At 53.4% G+C, this 23,323-nt stretch carries 29 protein-coding genes; 8 read left to right on the forward strand and 21 right to left on the reverse strand.

The annotated features are described in order from the left end of the window. Nucleotides 1-46: 46 nt before the first annotated feature. The 7 genes from ACFFK0_RS30075 to sigW are packed head-to-tail and all read right to left on the reverse strand — an operon-like array spanning nucleotide 47 to nucleotide 3,646. Complete coding sequence (locus ACFFK0_RS30075; RefSeq protein ID WP_377475041.1) at nucleotides 47-361, reverse strand: hypothetical protein; 315 nt, start codon at nucleotides 359-361, stop codon at nucleotides 47-49. Nucleotides 362-419: 58 nt separating this feature from the next. After that, the gene (locus ACFFK0_RS30080; RefSeq protein WP_377475043.1) at nucleotides 420-935 is read right to left on the reverse strand and encodes a mismatch-specific DNA-glycosylase; all 516 of its coding nucleotides are present in this window, start codon (nucleotides 933-935) and stop codon (nucleotides 420-422) included. 26 nt (nucleotides 936-961) lie between these two features. After that, complete coding sequence (locus tag ACFFK0_RS30085) at nucleotides 962-1,360, reverse strand: hypothetical protein (protein WP_377475045.1); 399 nt, start codon at nucleotides 1,358-1,360, stop codon at nucleotides 962-964. 33 nt (nucleotides 1,361-1,393) lie between these two features. Further along, nucleotides 1,394-1,813, reverse strand: a complete 420-nt coding sequence (locus ACFFK0_RS30090) for a disulfide oxidoreductase (protein ID WP_377475165.1) — start codon at nucleotides 1,811-1,813, stop codon at nucleotides 1,394-1,396. A gap of 12 nt (nucleotides 1,814-1,825) precedes the next feature. Continuing rightward, a complete protein-coding gene (locus tag ACFFK0_RS30095; RefSeq protein ID WP_377475047.1) occupies nucleotides 1,826-2,545 on the reverse strand; it encodes a DsbA family protein in 720 nt (239 codons plus the stop codon). 16 nt (nucleotides 2,546-2,561) lie between these two features. Further along, on the reverse strand, nucleotides 2,562-3,041 hold the full coding sequence (locus ACFFK0_RS30100) for a DinB family protein (protein ID WP_377475048.1): 480 nt from the start codon (nucleotides 3,039-3,041) through the stop codon (nucleotides 2,562-2,564). Further along, nucleotides 3,038-3,646 carry an RNA polymerase sigma factor SigW gene (gene sigW / locus ACFFK0_RS30105; RefSeq protein ID WP_377475050.1) on the reverse strand — a complete coding sequence of 203 codons (609 nt, stop codon included), beginning with the start codon at nucleotides 3,644-3,646 and terminating at the stop codon, nucleotides 3,038-3,040. Before sigW ends, ACFFK0_RS30100 begins: the two co-directional genes overlap by 4 nt. 137 nt (nucleotides 3,647-3,783) lie before the next feature. On the opposite strand from sigW, the gene ACFFK0_RS30110 reads away from it, so the two are divergent. Beyond that, nucleotides 3,784-4,857 carry a site-2 protease family protein gene (locus ACFFK0_RS30110; RefSeq protein WP_377475052.1) on the forward strand — a complete coding sequence of 358 codons (1,074 nt, stop codon included), beginning with the start codon at nucleotides 3,784-3,786 and terminating at the stop codon, nucleotides 4,855-4,857. Here the strand turns inward: ACFFK0_RS30110 and ACFFK0_RS30115 are convergent. Beyond that, nucleotides 4,845-5,414 (reverse strand): DNA-3-methyladenine glycosylase I, encoded by a 570-nt coding sequence (locus ACFFK0_RS30115; RefSeq protein WP_377475053.1) that lies wholly within the window; start codon nucleotides 5,412-5,414, stop codon nucleotides 4,845-4,847. The genes ACFFK0_RS30110 and ACFFK0_RS30115 overlap by 13 nt on opposite strands. Then, the gene (locus ACFFK0_RS30120) at nucleotides 5,411-6,142 is read right to left on the reverse strand and encodes a phosphonate ABC transporter ATP-binding protein (protein WP_377475055.1); all 732 of its coding nucleotides are present in this window, start codon (nucleotides 6,140-6,142) and stop codon (nucleotides 5,411-5,413) included. Before ACFFK0_RS30120 ends, ACFFK0_RS30115 begins: the two co-directional genes overlap by 4 nt. A gap of 161 nt (nucleotides 6,143-6,303) precedes the next feature. On the opposite strand from ACFFK0_RS30120, the gene ACFFK0_RS30125 reads away from it, so the two are divergent. After that, nucleotides 6,304-6,480, forward strand: a complete 177-nt coding sequence (locus ACFFK0_RS30125; RefSeq protein WP_377475056.1) for a hypothetical protein — start codon at nucleotides 6,304-6,306, stop codon at nucleotides 6,478-6,480. Between the two features lie 61 nt (nucleotides 6,481-6,541). Here the strand turns inward: ACFFK0_RS30125 and ACFFK0_RS30130 are convergent, their stop codons facing one another. The 7 genes from ACFFK0_RS30130 to ACFFK0_RS30160 form a co-directional block, all read right to left on the reverse strand. Beyond that, the gene (locus tag ACFFK0_RS30130) at nucleotides 6,542-7,348 is read right to left on the reverse strand and encodes a TatD family hydrolase (protein ID WP_377475058.1); all 807 of its coding nucleotides are present in this window, start codon (nucleotides 7,346-7,348) and stop codon (nucleotides 6,542-6,544) included. A gap of 5 nt (nucleotides 7,349-7,353) precedes the next feature. After that, on the reverse strand, nucleotides 7,354-8,127 hold the full coding sequence (locus ACFFK0_RS30135) for an ABC transporter ATP-binding protein (RefSeq protein ID WP_377475060.1): 774 nt from the start codon (nucleotides 8,125-8,127) through the stop codon (nucleotides 7,354-7,356). After that, the gene (locus ACFFK0_RS30140; protein ID WP_377475062.1) at nucleotides 8,127-8,909 is read right to left on the reverse strand and encodes an ABC transporter permease; all 783 of its coding nucleotides are present in this window, start codon (nucleotides 8,907-8,909) and stop codon (nucleotides 8,127-8,129) included. Before ACFFK0_RS30140 ends, ACFFK0_RS30135 begins: the two co-directional genes overlap by 1 nt. Next, a complete protein-coding gene (locus ACFFK0_RS30145; protein WP_377475064.1) occupies nucleotides 8,906-9,196 on the reverse strand; it encodes a thiamine-binding protein in 291 nt (96 codons plus the stop codon). The genes ACFFK0_RS30140 and ACFFK0_RS30145 overlap by 4 nt, the downstream gene beginning before the upstream one ends. A 28-nt stretch (nucleotides 9,197-9,224) precedes the next feature. Further along, nucleotides 9,225-10,277, reverse strand: coding sequence for an ABC transporter substrate-binding protein (locus ACFFK0_RS30150; protein ID WP_377475066.1), 1,053 nt, complete (start codon nucleotides 10,275-10,277; stop codon nucleotides 9,225-9,227). A gap of 245 nt (nucleotides 10,278-10,522) precedes the next feature. Further along, on the reverse strand, nucleotides 10,523-11,545 hold the full coding sequence (locus ACFFK0_RS30155) for a DUF3231 family protein (RefSeq protein WP_377475067.1): 1,023 nt from the start codon (nucleotides 11,543-11,545) through the stop codon (nucleotides 10,523-10,525). Nucleotides 11,546-11,704: 159 nt separating this feature from the next. Continuing rightward, nucleotides 11,705-12,550 (reverse strand): patatin-like phospholipase family protein, encoded by an 846-nt coding sequence (locus ACFFK0_RS30160; RefSeq protein WP_377475069.1) that lies wholly within the window; start codon nucleotides 12,548-12,550, stop codon nucleotides 11,705-11,707. A gap of 140 nt (nucleotides 12,551-12,690) precedes the next feature. Here ACFFK0_RS30160 and ACFFK0_RS30165 point away from each other — a divergent pair, with 140 nt between their 5' ends. The 3 genes from ACFFK0_RS30165 (at nucleotide 12,691) to udk (ending at nucleotide 15,289) form a co-directional block, all read left to right on the forward strand. Next, a complete protein-coding gene (locus tag ACFFK0_RS30165) occupies nucleotides 12,691-13,155 on the forward strand; it encodes a hypothetical protein (RefSeq protein ID WP_377475071.1) in 465 nt (154 codons plus the stop codon). Nucleotides 13,156-13,272: 117 nt separating this feature from the next. Continuing rightward, nucleotides 13,273-14,631: an N-acyl-D-glucosamine 2-epimerase gene (locus ACFFK0_RS30170; protein ID WP_377475073.1), complete on the forward strand. Its 1,359-nt coding sequence runs from the start codon at nucleotides 13,273-13,275 to the stop codon at nucleotides 14,629-14,631. A 31-nt stretch (nucleotides 14,632-14,662) separates the two neighbouring features. Beyond that, entirely contained in the window at nucleotides 14,663-15,289 is a 627-nt protein-coding gene (gene udk / locus ACFFK0_RS30175) for a uridine kinase (protein ID WP_377475075.1), read from the forward strand. 49 nt (nucleotides 15,290-15,338) lie between these two features. Here udk and ACFFK0_RS30180 read toward each other — a convergent pair whose 3' ends face one another. Then, a complete protein-coding gene (locus tag ACFFK0_RS30180) occupies nucleotides 15,339-15,869 on the reverse strand; it encodes a hypothetical protein (RefSeq protein WP_377475077.1) in 531 nt (176 codons plus the stop codon). A 165-nt stretch (nucleotides 15,870-16,034) separates the two neighbouring features. Between ACFFK0_RS30180 and ACFFK0_RS30185 the strand changes: the two genes are divergently transcribed. Beyond that, the gene (locus ACFFK0_RS30185; RefSeq protein ID WP_377475078.1) at nucleotides 16,035-17,153 is read left to right on the forward strand and encodes an aminopeptidase; all 1,119 of its coding nucleotides are present in this window, start codon (nucleotides 16,035-16,037) and stop codon (nucleotides 17,151-17,153) included. Between the two features lie 74 nt (nucleotides 17,154-17,227). Here the strand turns inward: ACFFK0_RS30185 and ACFFK0_RS30190 are convergent, their stop codons facing one another. Both ACFFK0_RS30190 and ACFFK0_RS30195 read right to left on the reverse strand, forming a co-directional pair. Continuing rightward, entirely contained in the window at nucleotides 17,228-18,361 is a 1,134-nt protein-coding gene (locus tag ACFFK0_RS30190) for a diguanylate cyclase (RefSeq protein WP_377475080.1), read from the reverse strand. A gap of 903 nt (nucleotides 18,362-19,264) precedes the next feature. Next, nucleotides 19,265-19,849: a DUF5317 domain-containing protein gene (locus ACFFK0_RS30195; protein WP_377475082.1), complete on the reverse strand. Its 585-nt coding sequence runs from the start codon at nucleotides 19,847-19,849 to the stop codon at nucleotides 19,265-19,267. A 162-nt stretch (nucleotides 19,850-20,011) separates the two neighbouring features. Here ACFFK0_RS30195 and ACFFK0_RS30200 point away from each other — a divergent pair, with 162 nt between their 5' ends. After that, nucleotides 20,012-20,146, forward strand: a complete 135-nt coding sequence (locus ACFFK0_RS30200) for a hypothetical protein (RefSeq protein WP_377475084.1) — start codon at nucleotides 20,012-20,014, stop codon at nucleotides 20,144-20,146. A 118-nt stretch (nucleotides 20,147-20,264) separates the two neighbouring features. Here the strand turns inward: ACFFK0_RS30200 and ACFFK0_RS30205 are convergent, their stop codons facing one another. Together ACFFK0_RS30205 and pruA are read right to left on the reverse strand one after the other, a co-directional pair. Beyond that, nucleotides 20,265-21,194, reverse strand: a complete 930-nt coding sequence (locus ACFFK0_RS30205) for a proline dehydrogenase family protein (RefSeq protein WP_377475086.1) — start codon at nucleotides 21,192-21,194, stop codon at nucleotides 20,265-20,267. A 34-nt stretch (nucleotides 21,195-21,228) separates the two neighbouring features. Further along, the gene (pruA, locus tag ACFFK0_RS30210) at nucleotides 21,229-22,782 is read right to left on the reverse strand and encodes an L-glutamate gamma-semialdehyde dehydrogenase (protein WP_377475088.1); all 1,554 of its coding nucleotides are present in this window, start codon (nucleotides 22,780-22,782) and stop codon (nucleotides 21,229-21,231) included. A gap of 201 nt (nucleotides 22,783-22,983) precedes the next feature. Between pruA and ACFFK0_RS30215 the strand changes: the two genes are divergently transcribed. Beyond that, nucleotides 22,984-23,226 carry a hypothetical protein gene (locus ACFFK0_RS30215; protein WP_377475090.1) on the forward strand — a complete coding sequence of 81 codons (243 nt, stop codon included), beginning with the start codon at nucleotides 22,984-22,986 and terminating at the stop codon, nucleotides 23,224-23,226. Nucleotides 23,227-23,323: the final 97 nt, after the last annotated feature.

The following is a 23,323-nucleotide window of genomic DNA, read 5'->3' on the forward strand; positions in this document are numbered from 1 at the left end:
GCCCCGGAACGATCAAGTTCCGGGGCTTCTTGCTGTACTGCCGGCGTTACATCAATACGGTAGGCTGTGCCTGAGCGGCGCGGGAAACGATCTGAAATTGCTGCAGCGTCTGCGCGATCTGCTGCTCCAGTTGTTGAAGCTCGCGAAGCTGACCCTGCGCCTGCACCTGGACTTGATTTTGTGCATAGTGCAGCCGCGTCATGACCTGCTGGAGCATTTGCTCCGTCATCATGAGCTGCTGCGAGAAATTGCTGACACCCGCTTGCGTAAGCGTCATCTGGATTTGTGGATCGGTCTGCTGAAGCTGAGAACCGGTTCCGCTTCGGTTGAATGCACTGCTGTTGTTCATCGGATTCATCACGCTGGGTTCGCCCTCCTTCATCGGCAATCCCTAGTACGATGCGCGGCTGCCGGCAGTTTTATACCTTAGCGTCCAATGCTTTGCGCAGCTGCCGGAATATATCCGCCATCTCCTCCAGCTTCATCCGCACAAGGCCGCTGGAAGAAGGCGCGACGAACTCCTTGACTCCCGGAACGACAGGCTCCGTCTGAAAGCCCCACCCTACGTTTCGCCGTCCGCTATACTGCTCGTAAACCCCTTTGCCGACAAAGCATACGATATAAGGCCGGTACGCTTCGATTTTCTCCCGAAGCGTTTGCCGGCCTTGTTCATATTCTTCCTTCGTAATCTCATCTGCGGTCTTTGTCGGACGCGAGACGATATTCGTAAAGCCGTACCCAAGCTCGAGCAGATCGCCATCCTCGCTAGGCGTATACAGCCGATCCGTCAAACCGGATGCATATAAAAGTCGGTAAAACCGATTGCTCGGGTTCGCATAATGGTGGCCGGTTTCACCGGATCGAAGACTCGGATTGTAGCCGACGAACAAAATCGACAGTCCGCTGCGGATATGGTCCGGAATCGAGCTTAACATATCGTTATCCGCCCTCCGTTCTTCTGTTATTCCGTCTGCAGCCCATGCATTCCCGCATAACGGGAAATAACGGCCAAGAGGTCCGGCAAAACCGGCATGATGAACTGCGCACGGCCTAACGTGAATATGCCGCTTCGGTTATGGACGATCGCTTCTTTGACGAAGAAACGGTAGTGCTGCGGGCCGATCGCCACCGTCATGATTTCATTGCTTGCCGCGTTGCGGCTTGTAAACGTCATCGTCTGAGTTCCCTTTACTTCGAACGGAACGATGCCGGTAATGTCCGCCAGACGGACGTGATAGTTAACGTGGGGCTTCTGCAGAACGAATTCCATTGTCGAGACGGTCAAGCCGAACTCATGCTTCTTATGCGACATCTTCAGCTCGCCCTCAAGCGATTTAATCCGAATGAAGTTTTCGTTCATGGTGCGCCCCCCGTCTCCCGTCTCGATCTACGTTCATTCGTCTGCCGGTTCGTTCCTGCCTATCGCAAGAAAAATAATAATCAAGATAAATGCAATTAATGCCAGCATCGGAATGGTCACGAAGCCGTCCAAATAATCTTCGTTGCAGGGTACGCCAATCGTGCAGGGCGCAAGCTCGGCCAGCGCCGGTATTTTTTGCTCGAGCGTATGCCACAGAGAGATGAGTCCGCCAATAATCGCAAGGGGCATCGCATACGATACAATGCTTCGTTCGCCTCGGTATGCGGCAATCCCGAGCAGGAGCGACAGCGGGTACATGCAAATGCGCTGCAGCCAGCACAGCTTGCAGGGCTCAAACCGGAGTATTTCGCTGAAATACAAGCTTCCCAGCATTGCGACAACGGCGACGATCCAGGCAAAATACAGCCCGAAGCGGCGTGTGACGTCAAGCACATAGCTCACGGCTTACTTCGCTCCCTTTTGCTGCTCGATCAGCTGCTTCAAGGCGTTGTAATCGGAGAATTTATCGAATTTAACGCCATTTACGAACAAGGTCGGCGTGCTGTTGACGCCATTCGATACCCCGCTGTTATACTGCTTCTGAACCTCAGACTTATACGTTTCGCCGTCAATATCTTTCTTGAGCTGCTCCAGATTAATGCCGAGATTCGCCTTGGACGCGAGCTCGACAAGGTATTCGCTGGTTGCCCAAGCGGTCCGCTCGTCCCTCTGGTTGTCATAAATCGATTTGTAGAACGGCCAGAACGCTTCGCTGTTCTGACGGTAGACGGCTTGAGCGGCATAAGCGGCGGTGAAAGAGTCCTTGCCGATGAACGGGAAATTCGCGAAATACAGGGCGACTTCCCCTTTGTCGATGTAGTCGGCTTTTAACTTCGGATAAATTTGCTGGGTAAAATATTGACAGGACGGGCACTTGAAATCCCCGTATTCGATAATTTTTACCGGAGCGTCCGAGTTTCCTGTGACCGGCAAGCCTTCCGTCGAAATGTTAGCGGCTTGTCCGCCACCGTTCTGTCCCGGCGCCAGCCAGATCAGCCCGACTATGACCGCCACGACGGCTATGGTGATCCAGATTAGCCGCTGCATAGACTTTCGCTGCTTTTGCTCCTCGATTTTCTTTCGCTCACTGTAGCTGAGCTTCGGCTTCCCCTGCTTCTTCGACACGGTTAATCTCCTCTCCTTATCCGTTCCGGGCGGCAATTGCTTTGCGGAGCCCCAGAATCGCTCCCTGATGAAGGCCTTCATGATACAAGCTGTGCGTCAGCACTTCGCCGATAGTCGTCATTTCCCTGCCTAGCCGGACGAACGGCTTCAAGGCCGGATCGTCCAGACGCGGTCCGAGCTTATCGCATATGTAAGCGGTCTGTATCTGTAATCTATGTTTTAATTCCTGCAGCGTCGGGGTAGTCTCCGTCCAATCGGACGGTTTCGTCTTGTTGCCGAACCATCGAAGGTATTCCGGGGGCAGCTGCGGCTCCATACCGGCAAAGTGAGTCGCAAGCTGCTCCTGCGTAATCAAGATATGCCCCAAATTCCAGCGAATATTGTTCGGGAAACCGGCAGGCTGCCGGTCCGCCAGCTCTTCATCCAGATGATCGAAGGCTGTAAGCGTTATCGCACGGACCAGCTCGACCTGCCGCAGAAGCTGCTCGCTATTCATCCGGTTACCATCCCGCAAATAAACATAACGGTGCTGACGGCAAACATGATTCCCCACTTCTTGCGCAGCTGCTCCCTGCCGCGGTGCAGGCGGCTCTTCACGGTCGTTACCGGCATCCCCAGCAAATCGCTGATTTCTTGCAAGGACAGCTCATGCAAATAGTACAGCGTTACGACCTGTTTGTACTTATCGGACAGCTTATCGATGACTCGGCGCATTTGCTCCTGCATTTCGCTGAGAATCAGCTTGCTTTCCGGCGATTCGTCCGTGCTGGGAAGCTTCTCGTAGAACGGCTTCTCGAGATCGTCATTCAGCCCTGCGTCAAGCGAATGGTCAACCTTCTTCTTGCGCAGCAGGTCGATGCACAAGTTTTTGCCGATGCGGTAAATCCACGTCGAAAACTTCTGATTCTCGTCGTAATGATTCAAATTCATGTACACCCTCATGAACGTTTCCTGCACCACATCTTCGGAATCGTGACGGTCGTGCAGCATGCGGTATGCAAGCCGGTGAATCTTATCTTTGTAGAGCTCGACAAGCTCTCGAAACGCCGCTCTGTCGCCTGTCCGGGACAGCTGAACCAATTGAACCTCGGCTACGTTCATCGCAATTCCCCCCCGCTATCTGCTTACTTCCTGTAACCCATATGATAACATGTTTGCGTTTAGTTTGCGACTTCCAAGCCTCTTCCTTCGTATATACTGCATGTGTATTGGAGTGACTAGAATGGGAGGCTCGCCAAATGGCAACCAGTCGAAAACCTGGAGGACCCAAGTGGGCATGGACCGCTGTTCTCCTCTTTATCGTAACAAAACTGAAGAGCATAGCCGGGCTGCTGAAATTCAGTAAAGTCGGAGGTACTTTGCTCACGATGCTTGTATCCGTCGGGGCGTATGCCATCGCGTATCCGCTGCCGTTCGCGATCGGCTTCGTCGTACTCATCCTCATCCACGAGCTAGGCCACAGCATTGCAGCCAAGCAAAAAGGACTTCCGGTATCGGCCCCGATCTTCATTCCGTTCATCGGGGCCTTGATCGCGATGAAACGTCATCCGCGCGACGCGGCTACGGAAGCGTATATCGCATTTGGGGGACCGCTGCTGGGTACGATTGGAGCCGTACTATTCCTGGCGGCCGGAGTTATGCTCGATAACCGATTGCTGATATCTTTGGCGAACGTTGGATTTATGCTCAATCTCATTAACCTCCTGCCGATCCATCCTCTGGACGGCGGACGCATTTCGACGGCGGTAACGAGATGGCTGTGGCTGGTCGGACTTATTGCCGGATTAGTCGTCATCATCGATCTGTTCAGTCCGAGCAGGCCGGGAAGCTGGATATTCGTGCTGCTTTGGGTGATGTTCGCATGGGACCTGTACCAGAAATTCGTCCGCAAACGGCTAAAGCCGGATCAACAATTGATCCAGCTGAACACGGTTATGGTGCCGTATGCTTCGTTGTATGAACAAGGCCTGCCTTTCCCCGGCCAGCATCACCGCAGGGAACTGTCGTTCACAACATGGTCGGATCTATCGACCGGGGAGCAAACGGTCCGTTATACATGGGAAGGTTATATCGACCATGCGGAACGGATTATGCCGAACCAAGCGGTCATTCACAAAGTAGAGGCGGTTGGCTGTAACCGGCATGACGACACTCAGGAGCTTTCCATCACTTCAAAAATGGAATTCTCGCCGCATGTGAACGACCGTTACTATGAAGTTCCCGTCCGCACCCGCTGGATGTTCGGCATTGCATACGGCGTGTTGGCGGCGGCGTTAGGGACCTTGATTTACGCTGCGAATCATCTGCTCTGAGCTTTGAAGCACGTATCGACGTGATCGTCGACCATGCCCGTCGCCTGCATGAAGGCGTAGCAGATCGTCGACCCGACGAACTTGAAGCCGCGCTTCTTCAGCTCCTTGCTCATGCGGTCCGATTCCGGAGTCTTCGCGGGCACAGCCTGTAAAGTGGGCCGCGGGCAGTGCTGCTGTTCCCCGCCGACGAAGCCCCACAAATAATCGCTGAAAGAACCAAGCTCGTCCTTCAACTGCATATACGCTTTCGCATTCGTAACGACCGCATGCACCTTCAGCCTGTTGCGGACGATGCCCTCGTCCTGCAGCAGGCTTTCTATTTTGGCATCGTCGTATTGCGCGATGAGCGCCGGGTCGAAGTTATCGAAAGCTCGGCGGTAATTATCGCGCTTACGCAAAATCGTATACCAGCTAAGACCGGCTTGCGCTCCCTCGAGGTTGAGCATCTCGAACAGCTTCAGGTCGTCCCGCACCGGCACGCCCCATTCTTCATCGTGGTATTTGATGTACAGCGGGTCGTCATTCACCCAGCCGCAGCGAGAAAGTCCGGTTGTCATCCGAAGATCAGCCCTCTCTCGCGTTCGTCCAGAGCCCTTCCGGGTATGTCGACGACGACTCGCCCTTCCCGGACACCGAGGATACGAGTAGCATACCGCTCCGCCAAATCGAGGCGATGCAGCGTAGCGACGATCGTAATTTGCTCTCTCTTCCCGATGGCCTTCAGGTCGCGCATCACGCTCTCCGCTGATGTCGGATCCAGCCCCGATACCGGCTCGTCGGCGAAAATCATCGTCGCGCCCTGGACGAGCGCCTTGGCGACGGCAATGCGCTGCCGTTCTCCGCCGCTTAGCTGGCCGGCTTTCTGATGTGCCTTGTCGAGCAGTCCGACTCGTTCCAAATAGTCCATCGCTTCCATATGCTCGTTCTTGGACACAAGTCCGGCGACAGCGCGTATCGGAGAATGAAACAGGAGACTTCGCGCTACATTTTTCAATGCGGTTGCATGTAAATCGAGCGTCGGCTTCTCTTCAATGAACACCCAACGTCTGCGCACTCCCCATTTGCCGATCGAGCCAAGCTTGCCTGCATCCTTGCCGTTCACAATGAGCTGGCCGCTGTCCCACTCGTCCTGCAGCGACAAGCAGCGCAGCAGCGTCGTCTTTCCGCTTCCGCTACCGCCGACGATCGCGACGAACTCGCCGTCGTCGATCTGCAGGCTTACTTTCGAGAGAACTTCCTTAGGGTCAGGCTTGTACGTCTTCGTAATGTTGCGGGCAATGATCACGTGTCTCTTCCTCCCCGATAGGCAAAAAACACAAACACCACGAGAGATGTTTGTGTTTGGATGGCGGTGTCTATGTAAGGTGTATTCTACCACATATTTTGCCGGTTCGCTATCCATCCTAAGAGAGTCTTACCAGTCCAACATGTTTCGGAGGGATCCCCATGACAACGAGCCGCAACCACCAGGAAGCTCACGGCATCGGCCAAATTGAGGAGGCGCTGTCCCAGCAAGCGGACGCCGTACAGCAGCTCCAGGGCGGAGAGAGCGAAATTGACCGAGAAGTAGCCAAAGCCGCGAACGAATCGGATTCGTCGCTCGACGAAATCATCGAATCGTAAGCATTACAACGCAGCAGAAGCCTCCCTGTTCCGGCTACCCGGTTTGGGAGGCTTCTTCGTGTTACGAATTCAGACGGTAAAATCGACTGGCATTGTCATACAGACGCTGCGCCGTCTCCTCCACGCTCAGCCCTTTGAGGCCGGCGATGACAGCGATCGATTCCCGCATCATGTGCGGGCGGGTCGGCTTTCCTTGAAACGGCCCCTCGAACGGCCAAGGTCCGTCGGTTTCCGTCATGATGAGCTCCAGCGGGTACAGCCGGACGAGCTCGCGAATCTCTTCTTCATACAGCACGTCAGGTGTTACCGAGATCATATAGCCGCGCTGCGCCATCAGCCGAACCGTCTCCATAGAGCCTTTGAACCAGTGAAAATGGGCCCGGACTCGCGGATAATTAGCGAGCAAACGGCAGGCGATATCCGCATCCTCATATACAGCGTGCAGCACAATCGGCTTATCGAGCTCGTCCGCAAGCGCAACGAAGCGCTGGAGCATCGCGATATACGGCTCCTGATCGAACGGCTCGCCGCGGTCGGCAGCTTCTTGCCTGCTATAGTAAGGCAGCCCCACTTCACCGATTGCGACTGCCTCGTCTGCGTGTCGGCGAATCCATACGAGCAGCTCTTGCAGCTCTTTCTCCTGAAGAGGCGTCTGCTCGGGATGATACCCGTAAGCGGGACGGATGAATTGGGGATTGCTGGCAGCCAGCCGTTTGTTCACCAGGCATGAGGCCATGTGCATGGAAACTGCAATCACGTTGGTGACTTCCTTATGTTCGAAACATTCCTGCAGCAGCTCTTCCCGCTGATGCGGATCATATATATCCAAATGAATGTGGGTGTCAATCATGAGAAGCCGTTCCGCCACCACGTTCAACCTCCTCCCGCCTGATTTCTCATCGCCTGATACAGCTGCAGCTTCAGCCGGGCGAATGCAGGATCGGCCAGCAGCTCTTCGCGGCGAGGCCTTTCCCATGGAACCTCCATCTCGGCAATGACTCGCGTCGGCTTGGCCGACAGCACATAAATGCGGTCCGCCAGCAGCAGCGCTTCCTCTATACTGTGCGTGACAAGCAGCACCGAACGTCCGCTCTCCTGCCACAGGTCGCCAAGCCAAAGCTGCATCTCCAGCCGCGTCATCGCATCCAGCGCACCGAACGGCTCGTCAAGTCCCAGCAGCAGCTGCGGCCCTAGCAGTGCTCTCACGAACGAGACACGCTGCTGCATGCCGCCGGACAGCTCATCGGGGTAGGCGTGCTCATACCCTGCGAGCCCCGCGCGCTGCAGCCATTCGCGAGCTTGCCGTTCCGCCGTCTGCCGTTCGGACCCGGCGATTTCCGCCGCGAGCAGCGAGTTTTCAAGTACGGTTCTCCATGGCAGGAGCGCAGGCTGCTGAGGCATATAGCCGATATGTCCCGGCTTGCCCGTAATGTCTGCGCCATTGAGCCGTATCGAACCTCGAACCGGACGAAGCAGCCCGCCCGCAAGCCGGAACAGCGTCGTCTTTCCGCTGCCCGAAGGACCGAGCACGGCAACGAACTCGCCTTGTCCAACGTGCAGCGAAACGCCGTCCAGCACTTTAACTTCGCGATCTGTGCCGCGAGAAGCAGGGAAGCTCACATGTACGTCCGATATGTCCAGCAGCATTACGGCATCTCCCCCTTCAACCCGCGCCGTCGATGCCGAAGGAGCACCCTCTCCAGCAAAGCGATGATCCCGAACAAAGCGAAACTAAGAACGATAATGATTATTAATGCCGCAAATACTCGCGATGTCGCAAACTGATTGCGGGAAAACTGGATGAAATACCCGAGCCCTTTATCCCCGCCGAGCCATTCCGCGATAACGGCTCCCATCACGCTGTAGGTCGCTGCGATCTTCAGCCCTGAGAACAGCGACGGCAGCGCGTGCGGCAGCTCCAGCTTGCGGAACAGCTGCCCTTTCGTCGCTCCCAGCATGCGCAAATAATCGAGCATCGTCCGGTCCGTCTGCGTCAGCCCATCCGTGAGGGCGACGACGACCGGAAAAAAGCAGACTAGGGCGATGACAATAATTTTCGGCGTCAGCCCGAAGCCGAACCAAATCATAAGCAGCGGTCCGAGCGCGGCAGGGTGGATGTTCTGCGAAATGACGAGCAGCGGATACATGCCCGTCTTCACCCGGCGGCTCATATGCATCGCGACCGCCAAGGCAACACCGGCGGCAACGCCTGCCGCAAAGCCGATCAGCGTAATGCGCAGCGTCGCTAACGTATGCAGCCAGACGCGCGGCCAAACGGCAATAGCGTCCGAGGCGATTCGTGTCGGAGACGGGAGCACGAACGGCTCGACGCCGCTGATCCGGACGCCGCCTTCCCATACAAGCAGCAAAACGAGGACAACCGCCACCGGCGGCCATCCTCGTTCCCACCAGGTCGACCCGGTGTTCATCGGTATTTCTCAATCAACCGGTCGATCGAAGCGCCGGTCGGATTGTAGTAAATTTTCATCTGGGAGATCACGTTCGGACAGCCCATCTCGATCATCGCCGCGTTCATCCGCTTCACAACGTCGAGCAGGACGTCGAGCTCCCCTTCCATCGTCGTCTCCAGAGGACCGACCAGATACTTTACGCCCGCTTCCTCAATGACGTCGATCGCACGGTCCACGTACGGAATCACATCGGCGCCACCCGGCGTCTTCGGTATAATTTGAATGCTTACGAGTGCGTTGGCCATCTCCTACACCTTCCCGAATCCGACTTGATTACTTGGCTGCCGCAGGCAGGAATTCGTTCGTGAACGCTTTGTCGGCGTCCAGCTTCTTCTCCAGCAGCTTGTGCTCGAGCATCCAAGCGGCGTAATTTTCCCAAACCGATTTCTTCTGCTCGCCCCAGCGCGGTGCGTCGTCCTGATAGCGGGTGCTGAGCCACTTTTGGCTCGCTTTTACCAGCTTCGGATCGAGATCCGGGACGGCCTTCACCAGCAGATCCGCCGCTTCGTCCGGCTTCTCGATGGCATATTGATAGCCCTTGGCCGTAGCGCGCATGAACGCCTTCACAAGCTCCGGATCGCTCTTGATTTGATTCTCGTTCGTAACGAGAACCGGGGTATAGTAATCGAGCTTGTCGGAATACTTGGTGAGGTACAGCATGTTCATCGGCTCGCCGCGCAGCTCGGCGTCAATTCCCGTCCACGCATAATAAATCCAGGCAAAATCGACGTCCTTCTTCACTGCCGTGAAATAATCGGCCTCGCCGATATTTACGATCTTCACTTTCGACGGATCGGCCTTCTCTGTCTGCATCAGCGACTCGATCATCGCATTTTCGACAGGGGAGCCCCAGCCTCCGTACGTTTTGCCCTCGAAATCTTTCGGCGACGTAATGTTCTTGGCCGCCGGCGATGCAAAGCCCGACGTATTGTGCTGAATCACGGCGGCGATCGAAACGAGGGGCACATTCTGAATGCGCGCCTGTGTGACCGCCTCCTGATAAGAGACCCCGAATTGCGCATCGCCGGTTGCCACCATCGTGTCGGCGCCCGCCTGGCCAGGCTGCACGATTTCTACGTTGAGCCCTTCCTGCTCATAATAGCCGAGGTCCTTTGCCGCATACAAGCCCGTATGGTTCGTATTCGGCGTCCAGTCGAGCACGACTTTGACATTCGTTGTTTTCTTCCCTGCAGGCGCCTGGGCTTGAGATCCCGCCTGCGGCTGCGCACCGCTCTGCGCTTGACCGGCTCCGCCGTTGCCGCAGCCTGCCGCCAGCATGGCGACTGCGCCAAGCACCATAACGCTCTTGATTCCCCACATCTTCATCTGTTTCTCTCCTCCATTGAAAATAGCTCCGACCTGCACGCGCAAAAAATAAAAACCGCACGGAATAAGATTCCGCACGGTTGAACAGCCGTTCGCTTATTCTCTACGCTGGCATTACCCAGATCAGATCCGGTCAGTGACATTCGGCCACAATCTCAGCCCGACTTCATCGAGCCCCCGTTTGCTATTTATTTATCAATAGGAATATTACAACAGTCAACTTTCATTTGCAAACATTTTTTCATTTACGATTTCAGAAGCTGTTGCCGGTCAGTCACAAGAGGAGGCTGCTCCAGCCATTTCCGCTCCACTACGATATCAAAAGCGTCTTTGGCGTATGCCATTACTTCACCGATAATTTTGGTGTATTGAGCTATGAGGTCAGCCCGCATGGATAGTGCCAGAGCGTGTGAAATCAGCACAATATCAACAGCGTTCAGAACATTGATCATGAACATGATCAGTTTTTCGGAAAAAGGCGATACCGTCGATGCAGTGACTTCCATACTTACGGTCACCGTTCCGAGCAGGTCTTCTTCCAAGAGCAGATCGTTAAACAGCTTCACTTGCTGCTCGCTTATTTTTCTTCCTCTAGTCACGAAATCCTTAAGCTTTTTGTCCTCTAAAACCTGTGCGAAGCCAAGCATCACGATAATCGAGAAGTAATTTCTTTCAATATTGAAGAACATTTCGGACAATTCAATGGCATTCAAAGGCCGCTTCTTGCCCAGCATTCCGTCGAGGAAAGAAACCTCTTGTACGAACTCTATTTTTTGGGGATAGTTCATTTTCGGCGGCCGGTCGTAAATGCCCTTTTCCAACATCAGTTTAACCGCCTTGCCGAACATCTCGGTCGAAGTATGTATGCATTCATTAAAAAAATCCAGTACATCCAGCCTAACATTGTTAGAAGCTGTAAACGCGTAATTGATCGTGCCCAAACGATTCATCATGTAAATGAAACTGAGGGCAAACGTATCGTGAAACAACGGCGGAGCCGCTAAATTTACGTCACCGTCCGAAAAACCCGCCGGTATCGGAAAATTCTCCGCTAAAAATATGCTTTTGATATGGTCCAATCGTCCCAGAGATATTTGCAAGGACTCCTCGGCTAAAGGAAGGATTTCCGCGTCCTGAAGATGATGCAAAAAATATTTAAGGAAACAAACCGTCATGCTCTCTTGAAAATAAATGCTCCAAAGCCCGCCGATTTCCGTACAGCTTAACTCAATATTGTGCTTCTTCACCTGAGAATCATTGCTTTTCATGAGTAGCCAGGCACCCCGTTTTCTTCCAATATGCTGCTCCCTCTATTATTTATGATGAACCGCATTCGTATGCGCGCAAATGCAAAATGGACATCGACTTTGAGGGTCGCTGTCCATTTAGATTATGAGTGCCATATCGGTTGTTCAGGCAGCCTGCCACTACAACGCCCATTTGTCTAACGATTGCTGCAGGCGCTGCGCATCACGATAGCCGAGCTCGTACAATCCGGTCAATTTGACCGGATTTTTCTCGGTTCTGCCGACCTTGAGATCGAGGGACGGACGAATGACGATCGCCTTCCCGGTCCGCTCCAGTTCATCTATATAGTCAAGCGTTTCGTTGTACGTTTTGTGACGCTGCTCCATTACGTTAATGAGACCGTGATAGTTCGGATACACACGTCTGGCCAGCCATCCCCACTGGAACGGACGCTTCCGGTACGATTTCACCTGCGTCAAAATAATAACGTTGCGCTCGTTGCCGTCGGCGATCGATTTGCGGATCGGAATCGGGTCGCAGATGCCGCCGTCGAGCAGCTCTCGTCCGTCGCGTACGACAGGAACGGAAATGAATGGAAGCGAGCTGGACGCCTGCACGATGTCAAACATCTCCTTGCCCGCCGCATCCTTTGTGAAATAGACCGGCTCGCCGGACAGCGCGTCCATCGTCCCAACGACAAACTGCTGCTCCGAATGGTAAAACGTATCGTAATCGAACGGAACGAGCCGATTCGGGATTTCGTCGAAAATAAACTTCATGCCGAAAATGCTCTTCTCCCGCAGCAGGTTCCGATAGCTTAAATATCGCGGATCCCGCACATAATCGATCGTTACGATGCGATTGCGTCCGATTTGTTTGGAAATATATGAGGCTGCGTTGCAGGCGCCTGCCGAGACACCGATAACATAAGGGTAATATAATTGCCGCTCCATCAAATAATCCAGCGCTCCAGCCGTGTAGACGCCCCGCATGCCGCCGCCTTCCAGCACTAATCCGATCGACATTCCCTACACCTCCCGAACCATTATACCTCTAATGTGCTTGAAATGAAAAATAACGACTGTGCAGCAACGCTTATCAAGCTGTATAGTTGACCAGGCATTCTCTTCGCGTCACAAGCTGTCGAAAGCTACGATGACCCGACATGAATTTCGTTTGTAATTTTCAGACAATTGTCGAAAGCCACCATACGGTATCGATTCATGCGCTCGCCCGGGAAATATTCGATGAAGAATGGGAAATGCGGGATTCGCGCATATTATTAATCGATACGTATGCGAGGAGGATGTGTATGGTAGAAGTCGATCAGCACCAAATGCCTTTAAGCCACGCGCTGGACCGGGCGAAGAAGGCCATTACGAAAGCGGACGATGCCCGTTATGAGCTGCAGCAAGCGCACCTCGCTTCGGACCCGCAGCGGATGCAAGCCGCCAAGGCCCGACTGCTGGAAGCTGAGCATGAAGTCTCGGGAGCGATCACTCAGCTCGAGCATCACGATACGGAAAGTCACCACCAGGAGATCCTCCAGACGATGACCCAGCTGAAGCAGGCCGATCAGGAAAACAAGATCGCGTCGGAATCGGTGACGGAGCCAAAGCAAATTCGGTAATAGGGCATATTGCACAAGTGGCACGGAGCCGGTCTCCTGTCACTTTTTTCATGTTCGTTTGGGATGGACGTATAATGGGAGTAAAGGTTGCCAATAAGAGAAAAGGTGGCTGGCCGCATGACTCCGTCCATTCAGATCGATCCGTCATTCCCCTATTACCGGCAGCGCTCCCCGGACTCCATAGCCGACGAGCTGCAGCTTGCCGGGTACCGCGCCGTCCATATATTCGTAACGAATGAATTCGATGTTGACGCCGAACTTGTTCGGGCGCTTCACCGCTGCAGGCTGGAAGTTTGGGCTTTGACGCTGGGCAACGGTACGTTTACGACAGCTCATTTGCCCTCGGGGTGGGAAGGCTGGCAAATGGGCCTGCTGAAGACGGTGAATGACGGATATACGCGCCTCTCCCCTTTCTGCCCCGCTTATGTGGCTTGGAAGAAGCAGGCGCTCGCTGCGCTTGTCCGCAGCATTCCGTTTGACGGCCTGCATATTGCAGAGCCCTATTTGCCGGAATGGGGCGGCCTGAAGTCCGGCACCTACGGCGATGTCGGCGCCCATGCGGCGGCGGCGTTCCGGCGTACGTACGGAGCAGCCATTCCGGAATTCCGCAATCGTCTGTCTCCGCGCTATTACCGCAAACAACCCGAGCTGTATGAAGCATGGGTGCAGTTCCGCGTCGACGGCGTCAATGATTACGTCGATGAAATCTTCAACGGCTGCGGGGGCGTACGCGAAGCGAGGCCGGACATTCGAATCGCGACATGGACGCTGGCTGTCGACGACGGTCCTGATTCGGCGGCCAAGCTGCGGGAACTGCAGGGCAACGACGCCGTCTCCATGATCGCGAAGGTGAAGCCTGACCTGCATTATTTGCAAACGCACTGGCCGGATTGGGGCCGCGCCGCTTTGCCCGCCGAATACGTCCGGACCTATCGGCCTTTCGTGCAGGCGATCCGCGATGCGCACCCGTCGCTGCCGATCGGTATTCAAACGGACATTGGCTCGGCGAAACCGATGATTCGCTCCAGGGCTTGGCTCGAGCAGTTCGCTCGCGAGACTGGCGCGCTTGGCTGTTCGACGTGGACCGCTTACGAATACCACATCGGAGGCGCGCTGTACGACGAAGCGCCGCGTCTGATGGGTGCAAGACGCCTTGCCGGGGGTGGAATAGAGCTGTGTTTTCACAAACGTATCGCATCGGTTCATACAAACAGCACAGGAAGCGGACTGCAGCTCGCCGCGCGGACAGGGAACGTTGTTCGGGAGTTGTTCCCGGCACACGTGAGTTCGGACGGCAACCGCCTCATTCTCCGCGGTCTTGACCTGCCTTCCGGGGCTACGCACATCGGCGTGAAAGGCACGGCCGATACGCCGGAGCTGCTCTTGTTTCCGCCCAAACGCGCGAACCGCACCTCCGTCTATGAATGGGCCTCTCTCGACGAACATCGCACCGTATGCTACACTAATCGGAAATAACGTTTGCTGTCGCAGGGAGGCTCTTTTCATCATGTTGGTCATAGGTATCGCCGGAGGTACTGGATCCGGGAAGACGTCCGTCGCCCGTTCCATTATGAATAAACTTGGTCCGGATAACGTTACGCTGCTGTCGCAGGACAATTATTATCTCGATCACTCCGAGCTTTCGGCGGAGGAACGCGAGCTTATCAATTACGATCATCCGAATGCATTCGATAATACGCTGCTGCTGGAGCATTTGAAAGAGCTGCGCGAGGGGAGGCCGGTCGACAGCCCGCTGTACGACTTCACCGTTCACGGCCGGTCCGCGCAGACGGTCCGTATCGAAATTAAGCCGATCGTGCTGATCGAGGGCATTCATGTGCTGACGGACGAGCAGCTGCGCCAGTCTCTCGACATCAAGGTGTTTGTGGACACGGATCCGGATGTAAGAATTTTGCGCCGGATCGTGAGGGATATCGAAGACCGCGGCCGATCGCTGCAGTCGGTCTATGAGCAATATTTGACGACTGTCAAACCGATGCACGACGCCTTCATTGAGCCGTCGAAGAAGTATGCGGATATTATCATTCCCGAGGGCGGCCAGAACGAAATCGGCATCTCCCTGCTTACCTCGTTAACGGACCGTTATTTGACGGAATTAACCCGATTTAAATAAAAAGAGCCGCGGAACGTCCCCAGCAGACCGTTCCTGCGGCTTTCTTGTTCTACATATACACCGCTTCCCAGCGGTTGTCCCGGGCGGCCAGCTTCGGATGAGGCTCGAAGCCGGGCTTCGTCACGACGAGCAGCCGAACGCGGCGGATCCACTCGTCGAACGAAGCGTAGGTAGCGAACGCATTCGCATACGTATCGGTCATAGCGACAAAATGAGGCGCTTTATATTTATCTACGGCGAATTGGAGCAGCGTATCCAGGGGAGTATATTTTTGACGCTTCCCTTCCCACTCGTCGATTTGCACCGGAAGCTGCGGTTGATGCTCTTCGAGCCAGCCGTTCAGCCCATGCACCCGCTTATAGTAAGGGAGCTCGGCTTGCAGCTTCATGCGCCGAAGCGTCTCCTCATGCTGAGGCAGCAGCACCAGCTTATGAAACGACCGTTCGGCGCCAAGCCGGATCAGCTCGGGCACATGTTCAGCCTCGGGATCGTCGAATATGCCGATAACGAGCAGCGTACCCTTGGCCGTCTCTTTCTCCACCTCGTAGCCGAACGGCATCAATGTGTTTCCTTTAGCCATACTCGTTCCTCCTCCGTTCACGTTCATGGCGTGCGCAGCATTTTTTTCGCGGTATAATGCCTGCCATCATTTACTGAAACGATTGTAGCGTTCCCCATTCGAATACGTTATAATGCTTAAAGAAAGACAAAACCGACTGATCATTCTATTTTGAGGTGAATGTACATGAGAGATCCGCGATTGCAGATATTTGCCCGCAACATCATACGCTACTCGGTCGATTTGCAGCCCGGGGAAAACATACTGCTCGAAATGATCGGACTGAAGGACTTGGAAATCGTCAAATGCTTCGTCGAAGAAGTATATGCCGTCGGCGGCCGTCCTTTCGTCGATCTCCGCGATCCGGTCGTCACGCGCGCCTTGGCGATGGGCGGCACTCGCGAGCAATTCCAGCAGCTGGCCGACTTCGAAGTGGCGCGTATGAAGCAGATGCAGGCGTATGTCGCCGTGCGGTCAGGCGAAAATGTAACGACGTTGTCCGATGTGCCGGAAGCCCAGATGAAGCTGTATACCGGGGTATATCAGCGCCCTGTGTTCGATCAGCGCATCAACCATACGAAGTGGTGCGTAATGAGATACCCGAGCCCTTCCATGGCGCAGCTGGCCAGCACGAGCACGGAAGCGTTCGAGGATTTCTACTTCCAGGTATGCAACCTTGATTACGCCAAGATGGACAAAGCGATGGATCCTCTCAAGGCGCTGATGGAACGCACCGATAAAGTTCGTTTAGTCGCCGAAGGCACTGATCTGACGTTCTCGATCAAGGGCATTCCAGCCGTCAAATGCTCCGGACACCGAAACATTCCAGACGGCGAAGTATACACGGCACCGGTCAAAAATTCCGTTAATGGCGTTATCCACTATAACACGCCGACGATCTACGACGGCACATCGTTCGATAACATTCGTCTCCGCTTTGAGAACGGAAAAGTCGTCGAGGCGACCGGCAGCAATACGAAGCGCTTGAACGATATTCTCGATGCGGACGAAGGCGCTCGCTATATCGGCGAATTCGCGATAGGCGTGAACCCGTACATCAAGCATCCAATGAAAGATATTTTGTTCGACGAGAAGATCGACGGCAGCATTCACTTTACGCCGGGCCAATCGTATGAAACTGCGGATAACGGAAACCGTTCCTCCGTGCACTGGGATATGGTGCTGATTCAGCGGCCGGATTACGGCGGCGGCGAAATTTGGTTCGACGACGTTCTGATCCGCAAAGACGGCCGATTTGTGCTGAAGGAGCTCGAAGGCTTAAATCCGGAGAACTTAATCGGGTAAAATAAAGTAAACCTCGTGCCCTGGGCAGCCCTTGCGGCTCGTCCGGTACGAGGTTTTTTTTGCTACGGTGTCTGTTAGTTCCCCTGGGCAACCGCGGCCTCCAGCTTAAACGCATACTTCAGCTCCAGCATGCCGATGAACGCTTGCGCCAGCTCCGGATCGAACTGCGTTCCCGAGCAGCGCTTCAATTCCTCGATCGCCTCCAGGAACGATTTGGTTTTCTGGTACGGACGCTCCGTCGTCATCGCATCGAAGGAGTCGACGATACAGAGCATGCGGGCCAGCTTCGGGATATCTTCACCGCGCAGCTGCTGCGGGTAGCCTTCGCCGTCGTAACGCTCATGATGAAGCTCGACGAGCGGCGCAAGGTCCCGGTACTTCTCCATCGCCAGGACGATGTCCTTCCCCCATTCGACATGTCTCTTCACCGTTTCCCATTCTTCGCCGGACAGCTTGCTCTTCTTCCTCAAAATTTCCTTCGGAACCTCGAGCTTGCCGATATCGTGAATGAGCGCTCCGAGCACGAACATCTTCTTCTCCGCATCGGGCATCTGTAAATACTCACAGAAGTCGATCGCGTAGCCGAACACCCGCTTGCTGTGCTGGAACGTATACACGTCCTTCGATAAAAAAATGCTGAGCTGCTGCTCGATCTCGCGGATGTCCTGTTCAATGTCGATCATCTGTTGAATGACCGATTGTTCGTTATAGATGTGAACCAGATTTTTCCCTTGGGCCTTAGCGTAGTGCAGCGCTTGGTCGGCCTTGTCGAGCAGCTGCGACTTGTCCATAATGCCTCTTCGGAATTCCGTCACCCCGGCCGAGAACGACACGCAGCCATGCGGGAAAATGTCGGCGCCCTCAAATTCCGAATCGTTCAGCCGTTTGCGCATATCGTTAATGAATCTGAACGCTTCGAGCTCCGTTCGCTTCGGCATCAGCACCGTGAATTCTTCCCCACCGTACCTGGCGACGATGTAACCATGTGGCTTGCATTCCTTCTGCAGCAACCCGGCTACGAATTCAAGCAGCTTATCTCCGCGCAAATGTCCGAATGTGTCGTTAAACCTTTTGAAATTATCAAGGTCGAGGATCGCAACGCTGAATGCTGTATTTTCTTGCTTGGCCTGTTGAAATTCCTTCTCCAGCAGCTCTTCAAAGTATCCATGATTGAAGAGGCCCGTCCGCTGGTCTTTGATGGCTTTCAAAGAAACTTCGCTATATAGTTTGAAAAGTTCACGGAATCCGAACGATAATAACACCGTAATTCCTGTAAATAAACTTAACCCAAAAAACTCATATGTTTGCAATAAAATATTTAAAACCAATGCAAGCAGAAGAGTACTAATATACGCTACAGAAGCATCACGCAACAACATCCCGATAATAGATGTGAAACTTAATTTGGTGGTAATCTTAAAATATACACTCATGATCATAGAATTGATTACATAGTATACGGTCATTGCCAGTAAATATGAACCTATATGATCTAATTGGAAATCTCCTGGTATTCCGTCGAGATAATTGTAACAGATCATAGCGCCAATTATGGCAAGCGAATAATTGGAGAAGTTGTTGAGATGCATCCACCACGTTCGACTTCGAACGATAAATATGGTAAGGATCGAACTCAAAAGATGCGTCCACAAAGCGTATTCCAACCCGAATGCAAATAATACAGCAAGGTGAACTGCCGAATTCATGGAAAGCGAGTGTCCGTCAGGCGGAATATGAAATCTTAAAAAGTTTAATATCAACGTAACTCCAGTAAGAGCATATATCCAAACCCAATCATTTGTTGTGGGAGAGCGATAATCAAAATAAAACAGGAAAGCACAAAGCCCTAATAAAGAAACAAGAGTGATATAAATTGACTTAGGCTTAAACATAGTACACTCCCGTATTTGGAATAAAAAATGAAAGGAAGAAAAAACTTCTTCCTTTCATTTTGACTTCCAAACCTATGAAAATCAATATGTTTTTGCAATTAACCAAGCTCGAACCCCGAAGTGAAAGCAACAACAGCACTTGCGACAATCACCAGGTTGATCGCAATCCACAATACTTTCTTAGCTGTTTTCATTTTTTCACCTCCATTGAATGAATATTTATGCTTGATTGGCGGCAGCCACATGGTTGTGACTGCTTTTGCCTCTTAGCATCACGGTTTGAATATAAATCATGATCCCAATACTCTCGATGACGTCGCCAATACTAATAACTTGCTGTTTATAATAAGGCTTCGTCAGAGGAATGATGTCCCCGAGGAACGTCAGATGGGTTTGCGCAGTCATCGCAGTATGCTTGCCATAGGTAATTCCTTGCCGCAATATTTCAACAAAAAAGGGATCAAGAGCTACTTCTGCGGCTTCTATGGAAACGGGCATCCTTCCCCCATTGACGATCATCACGAGAAAATTGAGAAATGCACCTGCCAGAACGAGCAAAAATCCTCTTTCTTTGCGATTCATCCACAAAAAAATAAACCCAATTATGTATACCGCCGCAAAGGTATAATTGCTGATTGCTTCCAGCCAACCCAGCTTACTTTGGAACACAAAAACAAATATCTGAATCAAAAGCAGCAATGGAAACATCCAACCATATTTCAAACGGATGGATGCAAAATTTTTAATGCTGCCTCTGCGTAAAAAACCAAACAACAAGCCGAAGATAATACCGTCAAAAGCCATCTCTCATTCCCCATTATTTGGTAGAATACATGTTTCACTTTAATATACATGAATCTACCAAAAAAAGCATCACCTCGACAAAAAATATCCATAAAAATCGTCCTTCAGTAGGATGAATCGACACCATATGCGGGACAATAGCCTTATGGAGGTGATTACGACATGACTGGACGCAATAATCATCCTAAGAACACCGGGCCAGCGGGAAAGCCGTCGAGACTCGACCAATTCGGCGAGCGAATGGCGGATAATAGCCCATCCGTGAAGGGCGGCAACAACGAATCGGGCAAACAATAATCGGCTTACCGCAGAGACTTCCATGGTATTCCATGTGAAGTCTCCATATGCAGTAGTACCTGTTCGATGTTGATAGATTGCTATAAAACAAAAAAACCAACCCGTATCGGTTGGCTTGTTATTTTACAAACAGCTGACGCAATACAAACCACATATTCGCCGGTCGTTCGGCGATGCGCCTCGTAAAATAAGGATACCATTGTTTGCCGAACGGCGTGTAGATGCGAACGCGGTACCCTTCCTCTACAAGCTCCTGCTGCAGCTGCTCGGCAACGCCGTACAGCATTTGGAATTCATAGCGGAGCTTTGATATTTTCATTCCATCGGCGAATTCTTTCAAGTCGGCTATGATGGCTCTGTCATGCGTTGCGATCGCTGTATAGCAGCCGTTGCTTAAGTGGCTTTTGGCCAGCTTCAAGTAGTTCCGGTCGACATCCGTCTTGCGCGGGAAAACCACTTGGACGGACTCATGGTAGGCGCCCTTCACGATGCGAAGATTGGCGCCGAGCAGGCCCAAATCGTCCACATCCGTATCCGAACGATATAAATACGATTGTATGACCAACCCAACTGTCTTCGTGTCGAACTCCGCCAGCAGCTGCTTGAATACATCGATTGTAAGCTGGGTAACCTTGGAGTCCTCCATGTCGATCCTGACGAAATTGTTCGACGCCTTCGCCTGACGGCATAATTGCCTCATCAGCTCGACGCAAAGAACCGGGTCTATCGACAGCCCGAGCTGCGTCAGCTTGACGGAAACGTTAGCATTCAGCCGTTCGAGCCGAATGGCATCGATCACGTGTCCGATTGTCGCCGCCGCCTCCTTGGCGAGCTCGGGGTCTTTTACACTTTCCCCTAAATAATCAAGAGTCACCAGAAATCCGCTGGCATTAAGCTTTCGAACTTTGGCAATCGTCTCCTCCAGCGCTTCGGCGGCCACGAAACGGTTCGCTCCGAGCTTCATGCCGTATCGTTCGGCCAAGCGGCGCATGAAAGAATTGCCGATGACAGCGAGAATGACGGTACGAAGCGCTGCGTTCCATCCCATGGTCCTCTCCTCCTTTGCTGGCTAGCCGTATCGGTTACAGCAGCTCGGCAATCAGCTTCGGCTGGGTAAAGAGCAGCAAGTAGTCCGGCCCTCCCGCTTTGGAGTCCGTACCGGACATGTTGAAGCCGCCGAAAGGATGGGCGCCGACGACGGCGCCTGTACATTTGCGGTTGATATACAGATTGCCGACATGGAAATCGCGCTTCGCCTTGGCGATTGCTTTCCGATCGCGAGTAAAGATGCTCCCGGTCAAACCGAACTCCGTATCGTTGGCGATCTTCAGCGCATGCTCCGCATCGTCCGCCTTGCAGACGGCCAGCAGCGGTCCGAACACTTCCTCCTGCATAATGACGGCTTCAGGGTTTACACCTTCAACAATCGTCGGCTGAAGCAAGTAGCCCCGGCCCGGTGCGGCGCCGCCTCCTGCCGCTATCCGTCCCTCCTGTTTAGCGATATCGAAATACTTGAGTATTTTGCGGTAAGCCGCTTCATTGATAACGGGACCTACCTGGGTCGCGGCATCTAGCGCCGAACCGACCTGCAGCCGATTCGCGAGCTGCACGCATCGCTCCAACACCTCATCGTAGCAGTCTTTGTGAAGGATCGCTCTCGAGCATGCCGAGCACTTCTGTCCCGAGTAGCCGAATGCGGAAGCTACAATTGCCTTCGCCGCGGCGTCGAGGTCGGCGTCCGGCAGCACGATAATGGCGTCTTTCCCGCCCAGCTCGCCGATAAACCGTTTCAGCCAATGCTGTCCCGGCGCAACTTGAGCGACAAGCCGGGACATGCGGACCCCGACTTCCTTCGAGCCCGTAAACGACACGAAACGAACGAGCGGATGCTGTACGAGCAAGTCGCCGATGTCTGCGCCGCTGCCGGGAACATACTGGACGGCTCCGGCTGGAAGGCCGGCTTCTTCTAACAGCTTCACGAAGTGATAAGCAATAACCGGCGTCGCGCTGGCCGGCTTCAAGACGACCGTATTTCCCGTAACAAGCGCCGCCGTCGTCATGCCGGCCATGATCGCAAGCGGAAAGTTCCAAGGGGAGATAACGACGCCGACTCCGAGCGGAATATAGGTAAGCTCGTTCAGTTCGCCGTCGATATGCACGAGCTGCTCCTCGCCGCGGCGGGTGAGCTCCAGCATCTGGCGCCCGTAATATTCCAGGAAATCGATCGCCTCGGCCGTATCCGCATCCGCTTCGCTGCGGGTTTTGCCCGCTTCGACCATAAGCCAGGCGTTATAGATGTGTTTGCGCTGACGCAAGAGCGCAGCTGCTTTGAACAGAACGGCAGCCCTTTCTTCAGGTGCTACCGACGCCCACATCGGGAATGCTGCATGAGCGGCTGCAATGGCGCGCTCAGCCAGGGCAGCATCCGCTTTGCTCACGCTGCCTATGATGACATCCGGGTCGCAAGGCTGCCGCGACACAATGCGCTCGTCCGTCCAAACGTCCGTCCCTCCGATCCGCAGCGGGTACGATTCGCCGAGACAGGCGGCGACGGCGGACAAGGCGGAGCCGAGAGCCTCAACTTGTTGATCCCCGTTATAATCCGTAAGCGGTTCCGGCCGATAAGGCTGCTGCATAAGCGTCCCTCCCGATGGGTAAGAATCGAGCAGTGTCCTGTGATAACCTATACATACGGCGTACCGTCCCGGAAAATGCCCTTACCGGCCTGCGGGATTTTTTTTCTAAAACAGAGTGATTTCTTGTTCATTCGTGCTGTATAAAGAGTAGAACGGTTGTAAATCATCGAAGAATAGAAATTCTCTGTCGAGGTGTGTCTGATGATGTACGGAACAAAGCTTTTGGATACCGATATGGATTTGCTGGCGGCGTCGTTGTCACAGAAGGAGGTCCTCGTCTGGTCGCTCAATGAACATGATGTATATGTGCTGGTTGACCAAGGTTTAATTTTGAAATATGATGCGGACGCCGTAATCATTCGATCCACCAAATACGCACGCAAGACCAAGCTGCACATTCGCGACCATTGCGAATTCAGTGTAAAGTTCAAAGACGAAGAGTAACCGTGCGCCGTACTCATCAAAGGAATGACACACTTTACAATGGACAATGACAATATCCTATGCAATATGGTTATACACATCCGGATGTCCGCGCACG

This window comes from Paenibacillus chartarius (assembly GCF_042432825.1).
In the GTDB taxonomy this organism is placed as follows: Bacteria; Bacillota; Bacilli; order Paenibacillales; family NBRC-103111; genus Gordoniibacillus; species Gordoniibacillus chartarius.

Bases quoted from the DNA above. Each gene is read 5' to 3' on its own strand.
- ACFFK0_RS30080 (WP_377475043.1), bottom strand. From the start codon at position 935: ATGTTAAGCTCGATTCCGGACCATATCCGCAGCGGACTGTCGATTTTG.
- ACFFK0_RS30085 (WP_377475045.1), bottom strand. From the start codon at position 1,360: ATGAACGAAAACTTCATTCGGATTAAATCGCTTGAGGGCGAGCTGAAG.
- ACFFK0_RS30100 (WP_377475048.1), bottom strand. From the start codon at position 3,041: ATGAATAGCGAGCAGCTTCTGCGGCAGGTCGAGCTGGTCCGTGCGATA.
- sigW (WP_377475050.1), bottom strand. From the start codon at position 3,646: ATGAACGTAGCCGAGGTTCAATTGGTTCAGCTGTCCCGGACAGGCGAC.
- ACFFK0_RS30110 (WP_377475052.1), top strand. From the start codon at position 3,784: ATGGCAACCAGTCGAAAACCTGGAGGACCCAAGTGGGCATGGACCGCT.
- ACFFK0_RS30115 (WP_377475053.1), bottom strand. From the start codon at position 5,414: ATGACAACCGGACTTTCTCGCTGCGGCTGGGTGAATGACGACCCGCTG.
- ACFFK0_RS30125 (WP_377475056.1), top strand. From the start codon at position 6,304: ATGACAACGAGCCGCAACCACCAGGAAGCTCACGGCATCGGCCAAATT.
- ACFFK0_RS30135 (WP_377475060.1), bottom strand. From the start codon at position 8,127: ATGCTGCTGGACATATCGGACGTACATGTGAGCTTCCCTGCTTCTCGC.
- ACFFK0_RS30140 (WP_377475062.1), bottom strand. From the start codon at position 8,909: ATGAACACCGGGTCGACCTGGTGGGAACGAGGATGGCCGCCGGTGGCG.
- ACFFK0_RS30145 (WP_377475064.1), bottom strand. From the start codon at position 9,196: ATGGCCAACGCACTCGTAAGCATTCAAATTATACCGAAGACGCCGGGT.
- ACFFK0_RS30150 (WP_377475066.1), bottom strand. From the start codon at position 10,277: ATGAAGATGTGGGGAATCAAGAGCGTTATGGTGCTTGGCGCAGTCGCC.
- ACFFK0_RS30155 (WP_377475067.1), bottom strand. From the start codon at position 11,545: ATGAAAAGCAATGATTCTCAGGTGAAGAAGCACAATATTGAGTTAAGC.
- ACFFK0_RS30160 (WP_377475069.1), bottom strand. From the start codon at position 12,550: ATGTCGATCGGATTAGTGCTGGAAGGCGGCGGCATGCGGGGCGTCTAC.
- ACFFK0_RS30165 (WP_377475071.1), top strand. From the start codon at position 12,691: ATGAATTTCGTTTGTAATTTTCAGACAATTGTCGAAAGCCACCATACG.
- ACFFK0_RS30170 (WP_377475073.1), top strand. From the start codon at position 13,273: ATGACTCCGTCCATTCAGATCGATCCGTCATTCCCCTATTACCGGCAG.
- udk (WP_377475075.1), top strand. From the start codon at position 14,663: ATGTTGGTCATAGGTATCGCCGGAGGTACTGGATCCGGGAAGACGTCC.
- ACFFK0_RS30180 (WP_377475077.1), bottom strand. From the start codon at position 15,869: ATGGCTAAAGGAAACACATTGATGCCGTTCGGCTACGAGGTGGAGAAA.
- ACFFK0_RS30185 (WP_377475078.1), top strand. From the start codon at position 16,035: ATGAGAGATCCGCGATTGCAGATATTTGCCCGCAACATCATACGCTAC.
- ACFFK0_RS30195 (WP_377475082.1), bottom strand. From the start codon at position 19,849: ATGGCTTTTGACGGTATTATCTTCGGCTTGTTGTTTGGTTTTTTACGC.
- ACFFK0_RS30200 (WP_377475084.1), top strand. From the start codon at position 20,012: ATGACTGGACGCAATAATCATCCTAAGAACACCGGGCCAGCGGGAAAG.
- ACFFK0_RS30205 (WP_377475086.1), bottom strand. From the start codon at position 21,194: ATGGGATGGAACGCAGCGCTTCGTACCGTCATTCTCGCTGTCATCGGC.
- pruA (WP_377475088.1), bottom strand. From the start codon at position 22,782: ATGCAGCAGCCTTATCGGCCGGAACCGCTTACGGATTATAACGGGGAT.
- ACFFK0_RS30215 (WP_377475090.1), top strand. From the start codon at position 22,984: ATGATGTACGGAACAAAGCTTTTGGATACCGATATGGATTTGCTGGCG.